This is a genomic window from Moorena sp. SIO4A1, assembly GCF_010672065.1.
Taxonomy (GTDB): domain Bacteria; phylum Cyanobacteriota; class Cyanobacteriia; order Cyanobacteriales; family Coleofasciculaceae; genus Moorena.
Genome location: NZ_JAAHHX010000002.1, coordinates 94,341 through 109,512, shown reverse-complemented (window position 1 = coordinate 109,512; position 15,172 = coordinate 94,341). Strand labels below are relative to the sequence as shown.

The following is a 15,172-nucleotide window of genomic DNA, read 5'->3' as shown; positions in this document are numbered from 1 at the left end:
ACCAAAAAATTATCATAGCGACTGCATCAAGACAAGGATTACAGTTTTTGATATTACCAAAAATTACTATTATATAGTTGATTAACTCTTGCCTCTTGCCTCTTGCCTCTTGCCTTCCCCTCCTGGGAGGGGTTAGGGGTGGGTTCCTCTTGCCTCTTGCCTCTTGCCTCTTGCCTTCCCCTCCTGGGAGGGGTTAGGGGTGGGTTCCTCTTGCCTCTTGCCTCTTGCCCTTCCCTAAACGATTCTGTTCACAACTCAAATTATATTGTCTATTATGTCAGTTTCTATTGCCTATCTCGGACCACCAGGAACCTATACAGAAGCCGCTGCCACAGCTTATGCTGAGCGACTCCAGAAACAACAGGCTCAGCAATCCCTGTTGTGTCCTTATCCCAGCATTGCCCAAACCTTACAATCAGTAGCTAACCAACAAGCTGATCTAGCAGTGGTACCTGTAGAGAATTCCATTGAAGGCAGTGTCGCCATGACACTAGATCGGCTTTGGCAACTAGATCAGCTCCAAATCCAACAGGCTCTGGTTTTGCCAATCAGACATTGTCTGATGTCACGGGCATCAACCATAGCAGAAATTAAAACGGTTTATTCCCATCCCCAAGCCCTGGCTCAGTGTCAGCGGTGGTTAGAGCAGTTTCTGCCATCAGTGCAACTGGTACCTACCAACTCCACTACTGAAGCGCTACAGTTTTTGGACAAAGATCACAATGCAGGAGCGATCGCATCTGAACGAGCAGCAAAGCTTTATACTCTACCAGTACTCGCATCTAACATTAATGACTATCCCGATAATTTCACTCGATTTTGGGTGCTGAGTTTAAAGCCATCTCCTGGAGGTAGTCATACCTCCTTAGCATTTAGTCCTCCTGCTAATATACCTGGATCATTGTCTAAACCACTCCAGGTGTTTGCCCGTCGAGGCATTAATTTAAGTCGGATTGAGTCTCGTCCCACCAAGCGATTACTTGGTGAGTACATATTCTTTATTGAACTCGAATCAGATCTCTATGCACCATTATTTAAAGCTGCTCTTGAGGAAATAATTCCTGATCAGGAAATCCTCAAGATTTTTGGCAGCTACACCCTCATAAATGTTGATAATTTGACTTTCAACAGTTAACCGTCAACCGTGAACAAAACTGTTATAGCAGTTACTAATTGGGTGAGGTACTTTCGTTCTGGGTTAATGGAAGTAGGGAGTCGGGAGTCGGGAGTCGGGAGTCGAGAGCAGCGGATCTGGCAAAAAATCCTGTGTACCTCATAGATAAAGCTTAAGTCAATGCATCTTTGAGTACAGTGCGTGCTGCTAAGTGATTGCGAGTTGAAGTGAGAATTTCTGTTTCCCGTTCTAGACGTTGTGCGGTGTCCAGGGTCTCTAAAAGTGCCTGTTGTTCTAAGGCTACACCGTACAGATTGCTAGCAACCCAGTAAGACAACTCAATCGGTAGATCGGGCAGGTCTTCTGGTAGCTCAATTTTCTGGTTGGTCAACTTCGCGGAAAGACGCACAACATCCCGCAATAACTGTGCCACCTCTTTTGCCTTTGGTCTGAGGTCTTCAGCGGGTGGCTGGTCTTCAATCCATTCCACTAGTCCAACCCGATAGGGCTTTTCACGAACGTACTCTAAGACCCGAAACCGCTGCTGACCTAACGTTACTATTTTCATCCGGTCATCGGGAAGACGCTGAAAGTGAATAATTTCAGCGCAACAGCCAACTGTAGCTGGTTCCTGTTTTACAGGATCCCACATTAAGACACCAAATCTGCGATCGCTCTCCAAAATCGTGTTCATCATGATTCGGTAGCGAAATTCAAAAATGTGTAACGGCAGAGGGCGTCCAGGAAATAAAACGACTTCAGGTAGGGGAAATATGGGGAGTTCTCTGACAGCAATCGAGGATGAGGATACCATTGTGCCTGGGTTAAAAAGGTAACTTCGCTTATTTACATACTGTAACGGATTTTGTGTTTGACACTCCAAGGCATAATTCGTCCTGTAGTCTTTTGTAGTGACATAGCTACACTCACGAGGGTAGGGGAGTGTAGGCTTGAGCTTGTCAGCAATAGCAGTGATATAGCGCTACGCGCAAGTCAGAAGTTAAAAGTCAGAAGTCAAAAGTAAGCTAGGATTAGGTTTCGGAGTTTAGAAATGTCAAACATATTAATGCCTAGTGCTATAACTTCCAACTCTTACAGCGGATCTTTACGCTAAAGCATGCTGGTATACAACAGTATCAGGTCTTGATAATTGTGTATGATTCAGCCAAAGAGGTGATTGTTGAATGGAGAAAGTAGCTCAATACCGTGAGTACGTTCAGAGATTACTGAACGACTACGCCAAGGATGATGTTTCTAATGATGAGGTGGAAGTACAACTAATTTTTGACACTGTTCGGGATCATTACCAGTGGATGAATGTGGGTTGGGAAGATTGTAATCGGATTTACCGTTCTATAGTGCATTTAGATATCAAAGACGGAAAAATTTGGCTCCAGCAAAATCTCACAGATCTCAATCCTGCTGAGGAGTTAGTTGAAATGGGCGTTCCAAGAGAGGATATTGTCTTGGGTTTACAGGCTCCTTACAAGCGGCAGTACACTGATTATGGTGTCGCTTGATATAGTAACGCTGCCATCAGACCTTGCCGTAGTTATCAGACAAAAGGCTTGCAGGCAACAAAATTGCAGTTATCGGAAGGGTCGATGCACTGGAAGCACTGGCGATCTGTTGCATTGCCGAAATATTTCTACCGCCAGTGAGCTTGACACTAGAAAGTTTCTATAACTAGACTATTAAGTAGTCAGAGAATTTTACATTAGTGGAATCCGTGCCACATAAGCAACTGATTAACTTACTTCTGGCAGTCTCTCATAATCTTAATTAAATCTCTTTGTTTACCTAACCAAGCAAATTTTTACTCTTCCTGTTTCTGATTTAGGGGAGGGGAAAAAAGGCTGAATTAATTTCCAGTGTTGGTTACTCAAATCAGTTCTGTAGGATTGACGACTCATCTCCACTGACTAATTGTAGCTGATTTTTACCTATTATTTTTTCCAATTGCTCCCTCTCAGGAGTTTTTCTTGATATTTTTTATATACATATAGCACTACGCATTAAGCTTAGGACATTCCTAAACTCTGAAACTTAGTCATAGCTTACTTCTGACTTCTGACTTCTAACTTCTGACTTGCGCGTAGCGCTATACTATCCTGAGGGGGTGACATGAGCCCTGAAAAGCTTACTATATAAGGCTTTGATGCCAATTAATAAGAATTTATCAACTCCCAAATTGACCCTCCTGTGATTTTCTGAAAGCTCAAACCCTTATAACTACGTCCAAGGTCAGCCCAAAACACCATGTATCTTTTTGTGACAAATCGGCTGAAAATATTACCCAGTAAGGGTTTTAGCTGGCATGTCACCCCCCCAGCATACTATCCTATATATCCCTGCTTGCTTGCACAGTTAACTTTAGACAAAATTTTAAATTAATTATGCATAAATATGACCCTGCAAATCTAAAGATATCCCATACAGAGGTTTTACAGGCTTCAAACTGTAAAAAATAATTATTTGATGGCGTTATTGAGACTAATGACAAGGAGATTGGTATCTTAATATTTGCTGTTGTTGTTTTTGAGATATTTTGTATTTTGCTTCTAATAATAGAAGCATATGATACTTTTTTTATCTAAACAATGACATTAATGGAGTTTATTTAATTTTAACGTATCTAATTATTGGTTTTATGGGTTCTTTATTAATCAAAGCAACTCTAAAAAAAATAAAAAAATATCACCAAAAATTCAGGCATATCAAGAGGCTATATAAATCAGTAAAAAAATTTAATTCTCTTGTTGAAGGAGTTGACGCCTTAGATCAGGCTGGGCGTTCATTTGGTTTAGAAAGATTGGAAAATAAAGAAAAAGTGATTGAAGCTCTGACAATTATTAGAGCTGATTTAATTGCTGCTTTAAAACTCGAAAAAATATTTAGATAAAATCCAGATTTCACTTCAAATAGTTTTGCCGTCAATTTAGAACCTTTACAGATTCTAAAGCTGAGTGAGCAATCGAGTGAATATGGTCGGTTATTCAATGAAGCTATCCAAATTGGAATAACTGTTCAAGAAGAGATGCAAAGTCTTCAAGGTAATGCAAGCAAGCCGTATCGTAGAACTGGAGTTTAGACTAAAGCTTGATGGGAGAATTCCATAAACCGTTTAATCTCCGATTGTTGCTGAACATTCAATCAAGCATGGAGAAAACCAATACGATCTTAAGTAGCACCCCCAAACCTCAAAGCCGTCAGTAATCAGTAAGTCCAGTAGGATGGGTTAGTGATAGCGTAACCCATCATTAATTGACGGTTAGTCTGCTAAGCACAAAAGTGCTGGAATTTTTGAGGTTGCTTGGTTTCCTAACCATTTATCACAGCAGATGCTCTAGGGGGTGGAGGCGATCAGTCATCCCGAAAGTTGCTGATGTATTTCTAGTCTCAAGGAGAGGTTTTTGTCTGCTGCAGTTGAGGGGGTTTTGTGGTCTTGCTCGATACCATAAATTTGGTATGATCAAAACACTCGATCTTTCTAGTGTATGAGTGGCATCGATCGTGAGATTTTTCTGGATTCTAGACACATTGCCAAGCATCTACCTGGCACACCACAAGTACAGCGGTTACTCAGGCGAGGCCGATCGGCTCATGTTTTTAACAATCAAGCCACAATGGAAAGAGTTGCTCAAGCCATCATAGAGACAGGAGAGTTTACCGGAGTCATACGAGGATATGAGCGTTACGGTTTGTTCTTCGCTGATTCAAGTTAGAGTCGATGCCTGGTATGACCCAGGGCACCTCTCCTTTCGGCTAAGGCCGACGCTGCGCGAACAGAACTGGGCGTGAGACTTTCACCTCACCCAGCTCCTAGATATTCTCTCATGCACGGAGTGCTCCAGTGTAATTGTTGGTGGCAGCTTTGATGTACTGCTAGTAGGTTCTTTTTAGACCAGTTGTCGTGGTTTCCATCGACGTGATGAAGGTGTACAGACTCATCTTCCATGAACCTCAACCCACAATAACCACAGGAATGGTTTTGCCTTTTCAATGCATCGGAGGTAGCATCTGAATATAACCTTGAGTTCCGGTTACTCCAGTAGACTAGGTCACCGTCGTAGGGTGACTTAGTCCCCAAAACGTTCACGTGTTGGTTCTGTTTGTAACCTACTTTTGGGAATGCCTTTTTACATAGTTCAGTTGCTTTATACCGGTCTACTTTCTTTTCCTTTCGGAATTTCCGGTGGGCGGTTTTATTCATGAACCATAAAGTATCCCGAGCGCTGCTCATATCACAGCTGCTGTGGTAGTTACGCCATCCACGGACGATGGGGGCTAGTTTCTTGGTTTTTACTTCGGCACCATAATTCGAGTTGTTGACTACGGCTTTAATCTTCTGGCGGATTGCTCTGTGATTATCCTCTGAGGGAGTACATGAGAACTTTCCATCCTTTCTGACGCGGAATTTCCACCCCAGGAAGTTAAATCCGTCTGTCGCTTTAGTTAACTTGGTCTTTTCTTCACTAATTTCCATTCCTCTTTCAGCCAAGAATTCCTTGACTTTTTGGAGGATTTTCTCTGCATCATCTTTTGGTTTAAGGATGAATACCATGTCATCGGCGTACCGAAGGCTGGTATGAATGTCCTCTATGCCATTTAGTGCTATGTTCGCCAATAAGGGACTGACCACACCGCCTTGGGGTGTTCCTTGCTCTGGGAATTCCGGATTGATGCCTGCTTTTAAGCACCTGAAAATCCCCTGTTTTAGGCACGCAGGAGCTAGCAATCTATCCATGATTGAGCTGTGTGCGATGCGGTCAAAGCATTTCTTGATGTCTAGTTCTATGATTCTCTTAACCATGTTGGAGCCGTTTTTACTGGCCTTTAGATGGTTGAACAGTCGTTTTTGCACATCTTGTGCGCTTCGTCCCGTTCGGAATCCGTAACTATCTGCGCTGAAGGTGGCCTCATGGGCTGGTTCCAGCGCAAATTTTACTAGACATTGCCATGCTCGGTCTGCTATGGTTGGTATCTTCAACATCCTTACTTTCCCATTCTTTTTAGGGATAGGGATTTCACGAAGTCGGCTATGTTTCCAGTCTGAAGCATAGTCGCTCAATGTTTCTACCAGTTCCATGCGCTCTTGGTAATTGAGGGAGGACTTTCCATCAATTCCAGCCGTTTTCTTCCCTTTATTTAATTGTGTGACTTGACGAACTGCTAAAAGCTGTGCTGCACGAGATTTCAGAATTAGTTTCTGTAGTGACCTAGCTTTCTTAAGGTCTCCAGCTCGAACTGCTTTATATAGTCGTTTTTGTAGGCGGAATAAGTTTTGGCGGAGTTTCTTCCACTGTTGACTTTTCCAAAGTTCACTAGCCGATTGGCTGTGTCTAACCATGCTCTTCTCCAACTCCTATATTTCTGAATACCCGTGGGCAGTTATTCGCCCACATCCTACCCGACAGTGAGGATTAAGAGTGACATCTCTTACCGTAGATTCGACCGGTCTACAGACTCATTATTGCTGTCGTTTTTACTTGTTCCATCCACTAGATTGTTATGGTGATTTAGGGCAGTCCGGAGATGAAACCTTAGAATAGTGGAGCCTTACTACAAAATTTTTAACCCTTTTACCCATAGCCGACTAACTATAAAGGCTCCACTATTCTTGCGGTAACTTCTAACCATTTTGCCTATTCCCTTCTCGGAGATTACGGCTATCAACCAAAGAACGCCGTGAGAATAATCGGGAATTAAATCTCGCATGTATTAATCAGATTGCGGTTTTTCTGTTAGACACTTTTTCAGGACTTTTGCTACTGTTACCCATGTCACCTCCCCATTACCACCAGTGTCGCCCATCTGATTGACGTCTGATTGCGGCCTGCTGCCAGCTTCACTCTGCTAGGATGTCACCTGCTCGGTGTGGCCAGGTAGGGAGTCACTTCACTCCTGAAGGGGCGGGTTTTCACCGCCATCTTATGTGGATAGTTATAACCTTTGGGATGTTATCCCGCGAGTTACCTGAGTCATAATCTACTCTATGAGTAGTTCCTACTCAGAACAAGCCGCACTTGGTTACAGAATCAGCCCCGATGGTAGCCCAAGCACTCCCTTGTTTTATGGAGAGGTGAAAATTGATGGAAAAAACCAATACCATGTTATTCCCCGTACTCGACCCAGCCAATAGTGAGTGGGATTTCGCTGAAGTTTGGATTGACCCCATGCTATCCCCTCCCTACATCCTGCTGTTACTCGGTAATTCATCAGGTAGTTGTCGTGTGTACGATCCTGCTGAGAATTACAAGGTTGTGTTTACTGGAGCAACCTATGATGAAACCCAAACTTGGCTGTTGGAAGATGAATACGAGCCAATGGAAGGGCGACTTTCAGCATCGGAGTTATAAAGATTCCTGTTCATTCTACATTCGCGGGTTTCACGATCTCCACCAGCAAAAGGTTCAAAAAGTTCCTTATCTGTACCACCTTTATTATACAACCATTGGCGAATTTGGGGTATTAGCCAAGTTTTACCACCAGCATAGCGAAATGGTCTACGTTGGGGGACACTAGCTACATTTATGACTTTTTTAGGACTGGTGAGAGAGGCAGTATTAAATAGCTCAAGTTGAGTCATTGTCACCTTTCTTCAGACTTCCCTATAAAATAGACACAGCTCTAACAGTTACGCTCAAAATCAGGAGACTGAAGTAGCATACAGTGACTTTACTCTCAAGAAAGTCAAGAAGAAGAAACCTAACCATAGGCTTACGTACTTTTTTCCTAGATGGTGACCTGACTTAAATCATAAGTATATGGAGTTTTATCAACTATTAAAGTAGCATTATATTTCTTATTAAACTTACTTTTTATAATTTGTATATTCGTTCTTCCTTTGGGTAGGCCAAAGCGAGTAAAAACTACAAAGCACCGCTTGTCGATTTTTTGTGGGTTATCTGAAAGTAAGTTAATCGTCGATTCTATTTGCTCAAATGCATGGGCAATCTTACTTCCTTTTAACTCTACATAAATTTCTACTCCGTTACTACAAACAAGGGCGTAATCACAGCGCAGAGTTTTATTATCTCGGATAGCGCAGCCATCAACTTTAATTTTTAATATTTTATCTCGATTGGAATTCTCAAAAGTTAGTTTACTTTTGTTTTCCTTGAATACGATTTCATTGTCATCTTTAAATTCCTCACAGTTTGGGCAAGATTTCATAAATACTCACGCTAAGTCCAGAAGTTGATCAAACTGAATAGCTAGCTCATCAGAAACACCGTCAATAAGATTGGCATAGATCAGATCTGTCTCTTTGTCTAAAATATTTTCAGCCTTGCCATTTTCTAGGACATAGGCTGATAAATAAGACGTACTCAGGGCTTTATAGCTAGGAACGATTTTTTCTAATTTAGGTAAGACATCCTCGCTAGATTCTTCATAGAGCATACCAGCTTGAATAAGATTATTAATTGAAGTTAGGATGTAAGGACTATGGGTGGTGATAAAGAATTGAAGTTTTTCCCGATCAGAATTAAAAACACAGGCGATTAACTCAACCATGTTTCGTTGTGCGCTTGGAAATAGATGAGCTTCTGGTTCCTCAATATAAACAGTTTGTCCAGCCGAACTAGCATCAACTAAAAAAGGTAATGCTGACAGTATAATTGTCAGGGGAAATGTTGCTTGCTGACCAGAATAAGAGTTAGCAATACTAATCCGTCTTCCATCTGCCATTCTCAGAAAATCTTCGCCTTTTTCCTGTATATGTTCTCCACATAAAACTTCCTTGATCAGCGTTTCTATTTCATCATTTATCTCTTTTTCTTGTATATTTTCAGGTTCATTAATAATTCTCGCATTCAAACGTTTTATAGTTTCGTAAGTGGAACCAAACTCGATCATAAAGGGCTCGATAACGATCTTATTAGAAATCAATGAAAATATACTACTTTGGAGATTAGCAAAGAAAGAGCGACCAGCAGGAATAAAAAGCTGGGTATAAGCTGCCTCATCGCATAATGAACTCCTCAAAAATTCTATTAACTGTTCTCTTATAATTCCACTACTGAACAAAAATCTTCTTTTAAGCAGCTCGAAGTCAGGATTTTTATCAGATTTTTTTTCGATAGTTTTTCTCAGCAGCAATTTTTGGATATTTTCTAAGAGTCTATCCTCTAATAGTTTATCTAAATTTATTAATAGCTTACCTAAGAGTTCTTGTTTGATTTTTTTAAAAAATTCTGAGTAATTAAGATTAATTTTATTTTGATTTTCTGGGTTTCTACTAATTTCGATAAAAACATCATAAATTTCATACTTAATATAGAAATCATGATCGCCCCATGAATCTGGAGGAAAGTACTCTTGAAAAGTTTGAGAGTAGCTTAAATCTATGTCAGGCTTAGTTTGTTCGTTTTCTACTGTATCTAAAATTTTCCAAACAAAGTTTTTAAAGTAAAAAAGAAGTTTAGCACATACACTTTTGCCACTAGCTTGAGGTCCAATCACGATATTGATTCGTTTAACCTCAATCTCTAGTTCCTCGATACCAGCAAAATTTTTAACTGTAAGTTTTTCAGCCATGACCAGAGATTAGAGTAAGCTGAGCTGTAGTGTATGGGTGTTGCTAGCCGTTACACTACACTAGTCTTGAGTTATTTAATTATAGTTTACCATGTTGAACATGCTATTACCATGTTCAATATGCTGATAGCTGATAGCTGATAGCTGATAGCTGATTGCTGATAGCTAATAGCTGATTGCTGATTGCTGATTGCTGATTGCTTACCCTCGATTCAATCTCAATAACTCTTTCAGCAAAGTCAATAACTTAGCCGGGCGACCTGCTATCGCTGGCTCCGTGAGAATACCTTGCCTTGGGCTAAACAAAAATGCTAGGAAAAATAAGCCAAAGATTACCATTACAATAGCGGGACCTGATGGCCAATTAAAATAATAGCTTATATACATCCCACTGACACTGGAAATAATTCCAATCATTGAGCCTAAACCCATCATGTGATGTAATTCTTTTACTAATAAATAAGCCGTAGTCGCGGGTCCGATTAACATAGAAATAACCAGCAACACCCCTACCGTCTGCATACTGGCGACAATGGTGAGAGTAATCGCCAAGATTAACCCAAAATAAATGACTTTTACCGGTAAACCGCTAGCTTGCGCTCCCAAAGGATCAAAAGTATAAAATAATAGCTCTTTATAGAACAACTTTGTTAATAGTAAAATTACTGCTGTAATCACCAGGGTTTGCCAGACATCGGCTGGTCTCACTCCTAAGATGTCACCAAAAAGAATATCTTCTAAGTCAAGTTGGTTAGTTTTCAGCACCGTAATTAGGATGACTCCTAAGCCTAAAAAACTGCTGAAAGTCAACGCCATTGCTGCATCCACTTTGACTCGCGTACGCTGAGGAATCACGGCGACAACTAAAGCGCTAAGGACACCTGCAATCAAGGCACCAATAGAGATATTTATTCCTAAAAAAAATGCGATTGAGAGACCAGGTAAAACCGCATGGGCAATTACACTACTAATCAGGCTCATTTGTTGTACAATTAAGTAGCTGCCTACCACTGCGCCTAATATCCCCAACAGCACAGCCGTTGCGATCGCATTCCGCATAAATTCAAAACCTAGGGGCTCAATCAGCCAATTCATAATAAATAAAAGGGAGTAGGGAGTAGGGAGTAGGGAGTAGGGAGTAGGGAGTAGGGAGTAGGGAGTAGGGAGTAGGGAGTAGGGAGTAGGGAGTAGGGAGTGTGGGGAGATGGGGAGATGGGGAGATGGGGAGATGGGGAGATGGGGAGATGGGGAGATTTTTATTAAGTGTCAATAGCATTTATAGCGTTTATAGGATTTATGAGGTACGCTTTTCAATCTCAAAGTCCCCCTTTATAAGGGGGATTTAGGGGGATACCTTTGTACCTCATGGCATAGATAATTGCTATATAAATATATCATTAAGAATCTTACTTGCGGATTTTTAATAATACCAAAAATTATCCAAACTATTTGATACTGCTCCCTGCTCCCTGCTCCCTAAAAGCAAATAATTTGTACCTCACCCAATTTAAAACTGCTGTAACGTTAGGATGCAGTATTATTTATTTTTTCAATCTTGAAAACATTCTCAATAGTTTTACCAGCTGTTTTTTCTTCCCATCCTAGGGCTGTTAAAAATTGGTATGCTGAGGTCGTTTCTACAACATCAACTCCCCATTCTCCCGTTTGGAGAGTATCAGGAGAATTACTTAAGGGTGGAGTTTTCTTTAAACCTCCTAATATTAAGATATCTGGCATAAAATCTCCCTTTTTTTGACTAATCCGCTTCTCGTCTAGAGCTTTAGCGCACAATTCTCCAACTTGAGGTGGGGTAAACTCTTGAGTAGGGAATAAAATTTCAACCATCCAATGGGGATGATCTAATTTACGACAGCTTAACGATGGATAGTTACTTAATCCTTCAGCAAATACCTGAGTAAATTCTTCCCGGTTTAGTTCAGGAAAACTATCGTCTGATAGTTCAAAGTTATGGGAAAGCAACATCCGACCAGTTTGAGAGTCAGTCATGAGTCCTGTGATATCCTGCTTGATCAATTTTCCAGCCCAGCAAGGATCAGTATATATTAGGTTGGGTTCATTGGTGAACAATGAACCCTAACACGTATTTACCAAAGGGAACAGGGAACAGGGAACAGGGAACAGAGAACAGGGAACAGGGAGTAGGGAACAGGGAGTAGGGAACAGGGAACAAAAATTATCACAATTCCTACACGGATTGGTATTACTCTCCAACTTTGGGACTGACGGAGTTAGCGCACTCCGCACTCAGAACTAAGCACTCAACACTCAGCCCTCAATCTGTGAGCAAAGTCATCACCTTACCATAAGCCTTGCTCAGGTTTTCTGGTGTCAGCACTTGGGCCCTTGAACCCACAGCAATCAGTTGCTTATTCAATAACAGGAGTTGATCATAATGAGCTAAGGTTTCTCCTAAGTCATGGCTGATCACTAGTAACGTTTTGTCTTGGGATTTAAGTTCACTAAAAACCTCAAAAATAATCTCTTCCGTCTTTTTGTCGATGCCCACAAATGGCTCATCAAAAAATAATAACTCGGCTTGTTGAGCTAGAGCCCGCGCTAAAAATACCCGCTGCTGCTGTCCACCAGAGAGTTCGCCAATTTGACGGTGGCGATACTCGAACATGCCCACCCGTTCTAACGCATCCTTAACAATTTCTCTAGATTGACGACTAGGAGACCTAAACCAACCGGTGTGGACTGTACGACCCATCATCACTACATTCCATACCGTAATCGGATAGTCCCAATCAATTTGCGATCGCTGAGGAACATAAGCGACTCGTTTTAATTGACTCCTCAGGGGACGGGCTGCCAATTTCACTACCCCCTTCACTGCTGGAATTAGTCCCAGCATCGCCTTCACCATAGTACTTTTACCAGCACCATTGGGTCCCAGTAAGCCAGTTAATTGTCCTGGCTGGAGGGAGAAGGATATATCACAAATAGCCCAAGTGTCTCGGTAACAGACTCCTAGGTTATGGACTTCTAACATTAGGTTTTGTGAGAACGACTACCGCTATCATAGTGTAGCGTGTTTGCAACTGATTGTCGTTCTCAGCATAAGCCTTGTAAAATGATTCTTGTTCTTGATAGCTACTAATTTAAACGGGTCGATCTATGCTCAAACCCTTACCAGTTAAACTTCGGACGCTCTTAGCTAGTGCTGCTCTCGCCCTTGGGGTAGCACTAGGTGGTTGTAGTCAAAGCAGTGAAACCTCATCAAGAGATAAGCCACTAGTGGTAGCATCCTACAGTGTGCTTTGTGACTTAACAACAGAAATCGCCCAAGATACCATTGATATGACCTGTCTGATTGAACCAGGTCAAGACCCTCATAGCTACAAAGCTACGACTTTAGCTCGCCAAGCCCTAGAGCAAGCTCAACTAGTTCTATACGGTGGCTACGACTTTGAACCAGAAATTATTAAATTAGTTCAAGCCACTAATACACCAGCTCCTAAAATAGCAGTGCATGATCAAGCTGTGCCTAATCCAATTATGGCGGACGCACATCACCACCATGATCACGAGCAAGAAAAGGATGACCATAAGGATGACCATAAGGATGACCATAAGGATGACCATAAGGATGACCATAAGGATGACCATGATGATCACCATGATGATCACCATGACCATGACCATGAGGAAGAAAAGACAGGATCAGCTCACAGTGATGAGGAACTAGAGCCCGACCCCCATATTTGGCATAATGTCCAAAATGTTATCAAGATGGTGGAAGTAATTCGTAGCCAACTGGCAGCACTTAACCCAGATGATCAGGAATTGTATGCTAAGAATGCCAAACAGCTAACCACAAAGCTTGAACAGTTGGATGCTTGGGTCAAAGCACAAGTTGCCACCATACCCAAAGGGCAACGCCAACTAATTACTACCCATGATGGCCTAGGGTACTACATTAACGCTTACGGTTTTTCTGATTCTGATGCGTTGCAAGGGATTAGCGGAGAAGAAGCACCGACAGCAGCACGGGTGAAAGAACTGGTACAGAAGATTAAGAAAAGTAAGGTACCAACAATTTTCGCTGAAGTAACAGCAAATGATAAGGTTATTGGCACTGTCGCCAGAGAAGCAAAGGTTAAACTCTCAGACCAAAAGTTATTGGCTGATGGTCTAGGAGAAAAAGGGAGTGATACTGGAAATTATATTGGCATGATTACTAGCAATACCTGTGCCATTGTGGATGGTTTGGGGGGAAATTGTTCTTCTTTTGATGGCAAAGCTGCTAACTGATATATAAGCAACGATCGCAGAATTAATTACCTACTCCCAATCTCTGTAACCTTTACATTGTAAGACTTTGAGTTTGGGAAAATGTGTAATTAATTTTGCGCACCTGCTTAGCCAGGATTTTTTACCTATTCCGAAGTTATCTCTTATTTCTGCCCAGATCCGCTGCTCCGAAGCTCCCTGCTCCCTAAATTAACTACAAGCAAAGGAGTCTAATGAGATCTTTCTTTCAAATACGCTTGAGCAAGCTTAACCCATGAGTATCAGTGCCACAGGTATTAAATAGATTGTAGGTAGCACTCAACTGTTTCACCTGCTTAGTTTGTTTTGGACTAGGTTGCCAGGGTTCAGGATTGGTGTAGGCATAGTAAGTTTCAACACCATCAATCCCTAAGTTGGCTATAGCAGTAATTAACTCATCTGCTGACTTACGGTAACGGGCTGGATGAGCCAACACTGCTAAACCACCGGCCTGATGGATAGCATCAATCACTGCACCAGCTTCAGCATCATTACCGGTCGGTGCGGTTCCAGTGAAATAGCGCTTTAAACTAGGATGTTCTGGCTCAAAAGCATAGCCAAGGATATGAATGTCATCATCGAGGAGGTTGGCGGTAATTTCGACACCAGTCCACAAGTGGGGTAATGAATCACAGAAAGATGGCTCCTGCTGCCATTTTTCTATGCAAGCTTGAGCAACTTGATAACCACTAACGGAGTGGTGATCGGTGATGGCAAATCCCTTAAGACCAATGGTAATTGCTTGCTTGATCAACTCTTCCGGTTTGAGCCGACCATCAGAGTAAATCGTGTGCATATGGAAATTGTAGCGATAGGGACAGCTATCAGGCTCAATCGTTTCCCACACTTGCCGGAGAGCTTGTTGATTTTTTGCTGCTATCTTTGGTGAAGCAGACCCTTGAGCAATATTGACTACCATAGATACTTACTGTAATGACTATTGGTTGATTGACCAGATTGGATCTGCAGCCGCGAAATACTTTTAAGGGTCTAGGCCAATGGTTGAATCGCTCTAGGTTGAATCGCTCTAGGTTAAATCGCTCTATGCTTCTGACAAGCATATGAAGCGCCCCGACTTGAGAACGGAGGCTGTCAACTGCCCCTGCTGTACCTAATCCCGAACTCCATTAGCCTAAAACCTAGAATAAAAATAAATAGAAATACGCGGTACGAGTTTTCAGTTGTTAACATAACCTTAGCAAACTTAATACTTTGTCGGTGTTG

The 15,172-nt window shown here is 41.8% G+C and carries 16 protein-coding genes; 6 read left to right on the top strand and 10 right to left on the bottom strand.

Annotated features, from left to right (window positions below; genetic code table 11):
* Nucleotides 1-274 precede the first annotated feature (274 nt).
* Entirely contained in the window at nt 275-1,135 is an 861-nt protein-coding gene (gene pheA / locus F6K53_RS01325) for a prephenate dehydratase (RefSeq protein ID WP_293079744.1), read from the top strand.
* Between the two features lie 151 nt (nt 1,136-1,286).
* Here pheA and F6K53_RS01320 read toward each other — a convergent pair whose 3' ends face one another.
* The gene (locus F6K53_RS01320; RefSeq protein WP_293026920.1) at nt 1,287-1,928 is read right to left on the bottom strand and encodes an LON peptidase substrate-binding domain-containing protein; all 642 of its coding nucleotides are present in this window, start codon (nt 1,926-1,928) and stop codon (nt 1,287-1,289) included.
* A 370-nt stretch (nt 1,929-2,298) separates the two neighbouring features.
* Between F6K53_RS01320 and F6K53_RS01315 the strand changes: the two genes are divergently transcribed.
* The 3 genes from F6K53_RS01315 to F6K53_RS01305 all read left to right on the top strand — a co-directional run bounded on the left by F6K53_RS01315 (nt 2,299) and on the right by F6K53_RS01305 (nt 4,839).
* A complete protein-coding gene (locus F6K53_RS01315; protein ID WP_293079741.1) occupies nt 2,299-2,634 on the top strand; it encodes a XisI protein in 336 nt (111 codons plus the stop codon).
* A gap of 1,130 nt (nt 2,635-3,764) precedes the next feature.
* Nucleotides 3,765-4,016 (top strand): hypothetical protein, encoded by a 252-nt coding sequence (locus F6K53_RS01310; RefSeq protein ID WP_293079738.1) that lies wholly within the window; start codon nt 3,765-3,767, stop codon nt 4,014-4,016.
* Between the two features lie 595 nt (nt 4,017-4,611).
* Nucleotides 4,612-4,839 (top strand): hypothetical protein, encoded by a 228-nt coding sequence (locus F6K53_RS01305; RefSeq protein ID WP_293026901.1) that lies wholly within the window; start codon nt 4,612-4,614, stop codon nt 4,837-4,839.
* A gap of 86 nt (nt 4,840-4,925) precedes the next feature.
* On the opposite strand, the gene F6K53_RS01300 is transcribed toward F6K53_RS01305, so the two are convergent.
* On the bottom strand, nt 4,926-6,464 hold the full coding sequence (locus F6K53_RS01300; protein ID WP_293079735.1) for a reverse transcriptase domain-containing protein: 1,539 nt from the start codon (nt 6,462-6,464) through the stop codon (nt 4,926-4,928).
* A 742-nt stretch (nt 6,465-7,206) separates the two neighbouring features.
* On the opposite strand from F6K53_RS01300, the gene F6K53_RS01295 reads away from it, so the two are divergent.
* A complete protein-coding gene (locus F6K53_RS01295; RefSeq protein WP_293066965.1) occupies nt 7,207-7,473 on the top strand; it encodes a hypothetical protein in 267 nt (88 codons plus the stop codon).
* Here the strand turns inward: F6K53_RS01295 and F6K53_RS45645 are convergent.
* From F6K53_RS45645 to F6K53_RS01265, 7 genes are all read right to left on the bottom strand, one after another.
* On the bottom strand, nt 7,395-7,703 hold the full coding sequence (locus F6K53_RS45645) for a DNA adenine methylase (RefSeq protein WP_366511310.1): 309 nt from the start codon (nt 7,701-7,703) through the stop codon (nt 7,395-7,397). The genes F6K53_RS01295 and F6K53_RS45645 overlap by 79 nt on opposite strands.
* A gap of 146 nt (nt 7,704-7,849) precedes the next feature.
* On the bottom strand, nt 7,850-8,290 hold the full coding sequence (locus F6K53_RS01290; protein ID WP_293079732.1) for a hypothetical protein: 441 nt from the start codon (nt 8,288-8,290) through the stop codon (nt 7,850-7,852).
* Nucleotides 8,291-8,296: 6 nt separating this feature from the next.
* On the bottom strand, nt 8,297-9,655 hold the full coding sequence (locus F6K53_RS01285) for an AAA family ATPase (protein ID WP_293079730.1): 1,359 nt from the start codon (nt 9,653-9,655) through the stop codon (nt 8,297-8,299).
* A gap of 201 nt (nt 9,656-9,856) precedes the next feature.
* A complete protein-coding gene (locus tag F6K53_RS01280; protein ID WP_366511309.1) occupies nt 9,857-10,750 on the bottom strand; it encodes a metal ABC transporter permease in 894 nt (297 codons plus the stop codon).
* A complete protein-coding gene (locus F6K53_RS01275) occupies nt 10,734-10,931 on the bottom strand; it encodes a hypothetical protein (protein ID WP_293079727.1) in 198 nt (65 codons plus the stop codon). The genes F6K53_RS01280 and F6K53_RS01275 overlap by 17 nt, the downstream gene beginning before the upstream one ends.
* 248 nt (nt 10,932-11,179) lie before the next feature.
* A complete protein-coding gene (locus tag F6K53_RS01270; protein WP_293079724.1) occupies nt 11,180-11,662 on the bottom strand; it encodes a DUF2656 domain-containing protein in 483 nt (160 codons plus the stop codon).
* 286 nt (nt 11,663-11,948) lie between these two features.
* A complete protein-coding gene (locus F6K53_RS01265) occupies nt 11,949-12,668 on the bottom strand; it encodes a metal ABC transporter ATP-binding protein (protein ID WP_293018602.1) in 720 nt (239 codons plus the stop codon).
* A 125-nt stretch (nt 12,669-12,793) separates the two neighbouring features.
* Between F6K53_RS01265 and F6K53_RS01260 the strand changes: the two genes are divergently transcribed.
* Nucleotides 12,794-13,930, top strand: coding sequence for a zinc ABC transporter substrate-binding protein (locus F6K53_RS01260; RefSeq protein WP_293079720.1), 1,137 nt, complete (start codon nt 12,794-12,796; stop codon nt 13,928-13,930).
* 226 nt (nt 13,931-14,156) lie between these two features.
* Here F6K53_RS01260 and F6K53_RS01255 read toward each other — a convergent pair whose 3' ends face one another.
* Nucleotides 14,157-14,867, bottom strand: coding sequence for a PHP domain-containing protein (locus F6K53_RS01255; protein WP_293079717.1), 711 nt, complete (start codon nt 14,865-14,867; stop codon nt 14,157-14,159).
* Nucleotides 14,868-15,172 lie beyond the last annotated feature (305 nt).

Bases quoted from the DNA above. Each gene is read 5' to 3' on its own strand.
- F6K53_RS01300 (WP_293079735.1), bottom strand. From the start codon at position 6,464: ATGGTTAGACACAGCCAATCGGCTAGTGAACTTTGGAAAAGTCAACAG.
- F6K53_RS01265 (WP_293018602.1), bottom strand. From the start codon at position 12,668: ATGTTAGAAGTCCATAACCTAGGAGTCTGTTACCGAGACACTTGGGCT.
- F6K53_RS01280 (WP_366511309.1), bottom strand. From the start codon at position 10,750: ATGAATTGGCTGATTGAGCCCCTAGGTTTTGAATTTATGCGGAATGCG.
- pheA (WP_293079744.1), top strand. From the start codon at position 275: ATGTCAGTTTCTATTGCCTATCTCGGACCACCAGGAACCTATACAGAA.
- F6K53_RS01305 (WP_293026901.1), top strand. From the start codon at position 4,612: ATGAGTGGCATCGATCGTGAGATTTTTCTGGATTCTAGACACATTGCC.
- F6K53_RS01310 (WP_293079738.1), top strand. From the start codon at position 3,765: ATGGGTTCTTTATTAATCAAAGCAACTCTAAAAAAAATAAAAAAATAT.
- F6K53_RS45645 (WP_366511310.1), bottom strand. From the start codon at position 7,703: ATGACTCAACTTGAGCTATTTAATACTGCCTCTCTCACCAGTCCTAAA.
- F6K53_RS01290 (WP_293079732.1), bottom strand. From the start codon at position 8,290: ATGAAATCTTGCCCAAACTGTGAGGAATTTAAAGATGACAATGAAATC.
- F6K53_RS01320 (WP_293026920.1), bottom strand. From the start codon at position 1,928: ATGGTATCCTCATCCTCGATTGCTGTCAGAGAACTCCCCATATTTCCC.
- F6K53_RS01275 (WP_293079727.1), bottom strand. From the start codon at position 10,931: ATGCTATTGACACTTAATAAAAATCTCCCCATCTCCCCATCTCCCCAT.
- F6K53_RS01270 (WP_293079724.1), bottom strand. From the start codon at position 11,662: ATGACTGACTCTCAAACTGGTCGGATGTTGCTTTCCCATAACTTTGAA.
- F6K53_RS01285 (WP_293079730.1), bottom strand. From the start codon at position 9,655: ATGGCTGAAAAACTTACAGTTAAAAATTTTGCTGGTATCGAGGAACTA.
- F6K53_RS01260 (WP_293079720.1), top strand. From the start codon at position 12,794: ATGCTCAAACCCTTACCAGTTAAACTTCGGACGCTCTTAGCTAGTGCT.
- F6K53_RS01295 (WP_293066965.1), top strand. From the start codon at position 7,207: ATGGAAAAAACCAATACCATGTTATTCCCCGTACTCGACCCAGCCAAT.
- F6K53_RS01315 (WP_293079741.1), top strand. From the start codon at position 2,299: ATGGAGAAAGTAGCTCAATACCGTGAGTACGTTCAGAGATTACTGAAC.
- F6K53_RS01255 (WP_293079717.1), bottom strand. From the start codon at position 14,867: ATGGTAGTCAATATTGCTCAAGGGTCTGCTTCACCAAAGATAGCAGCA.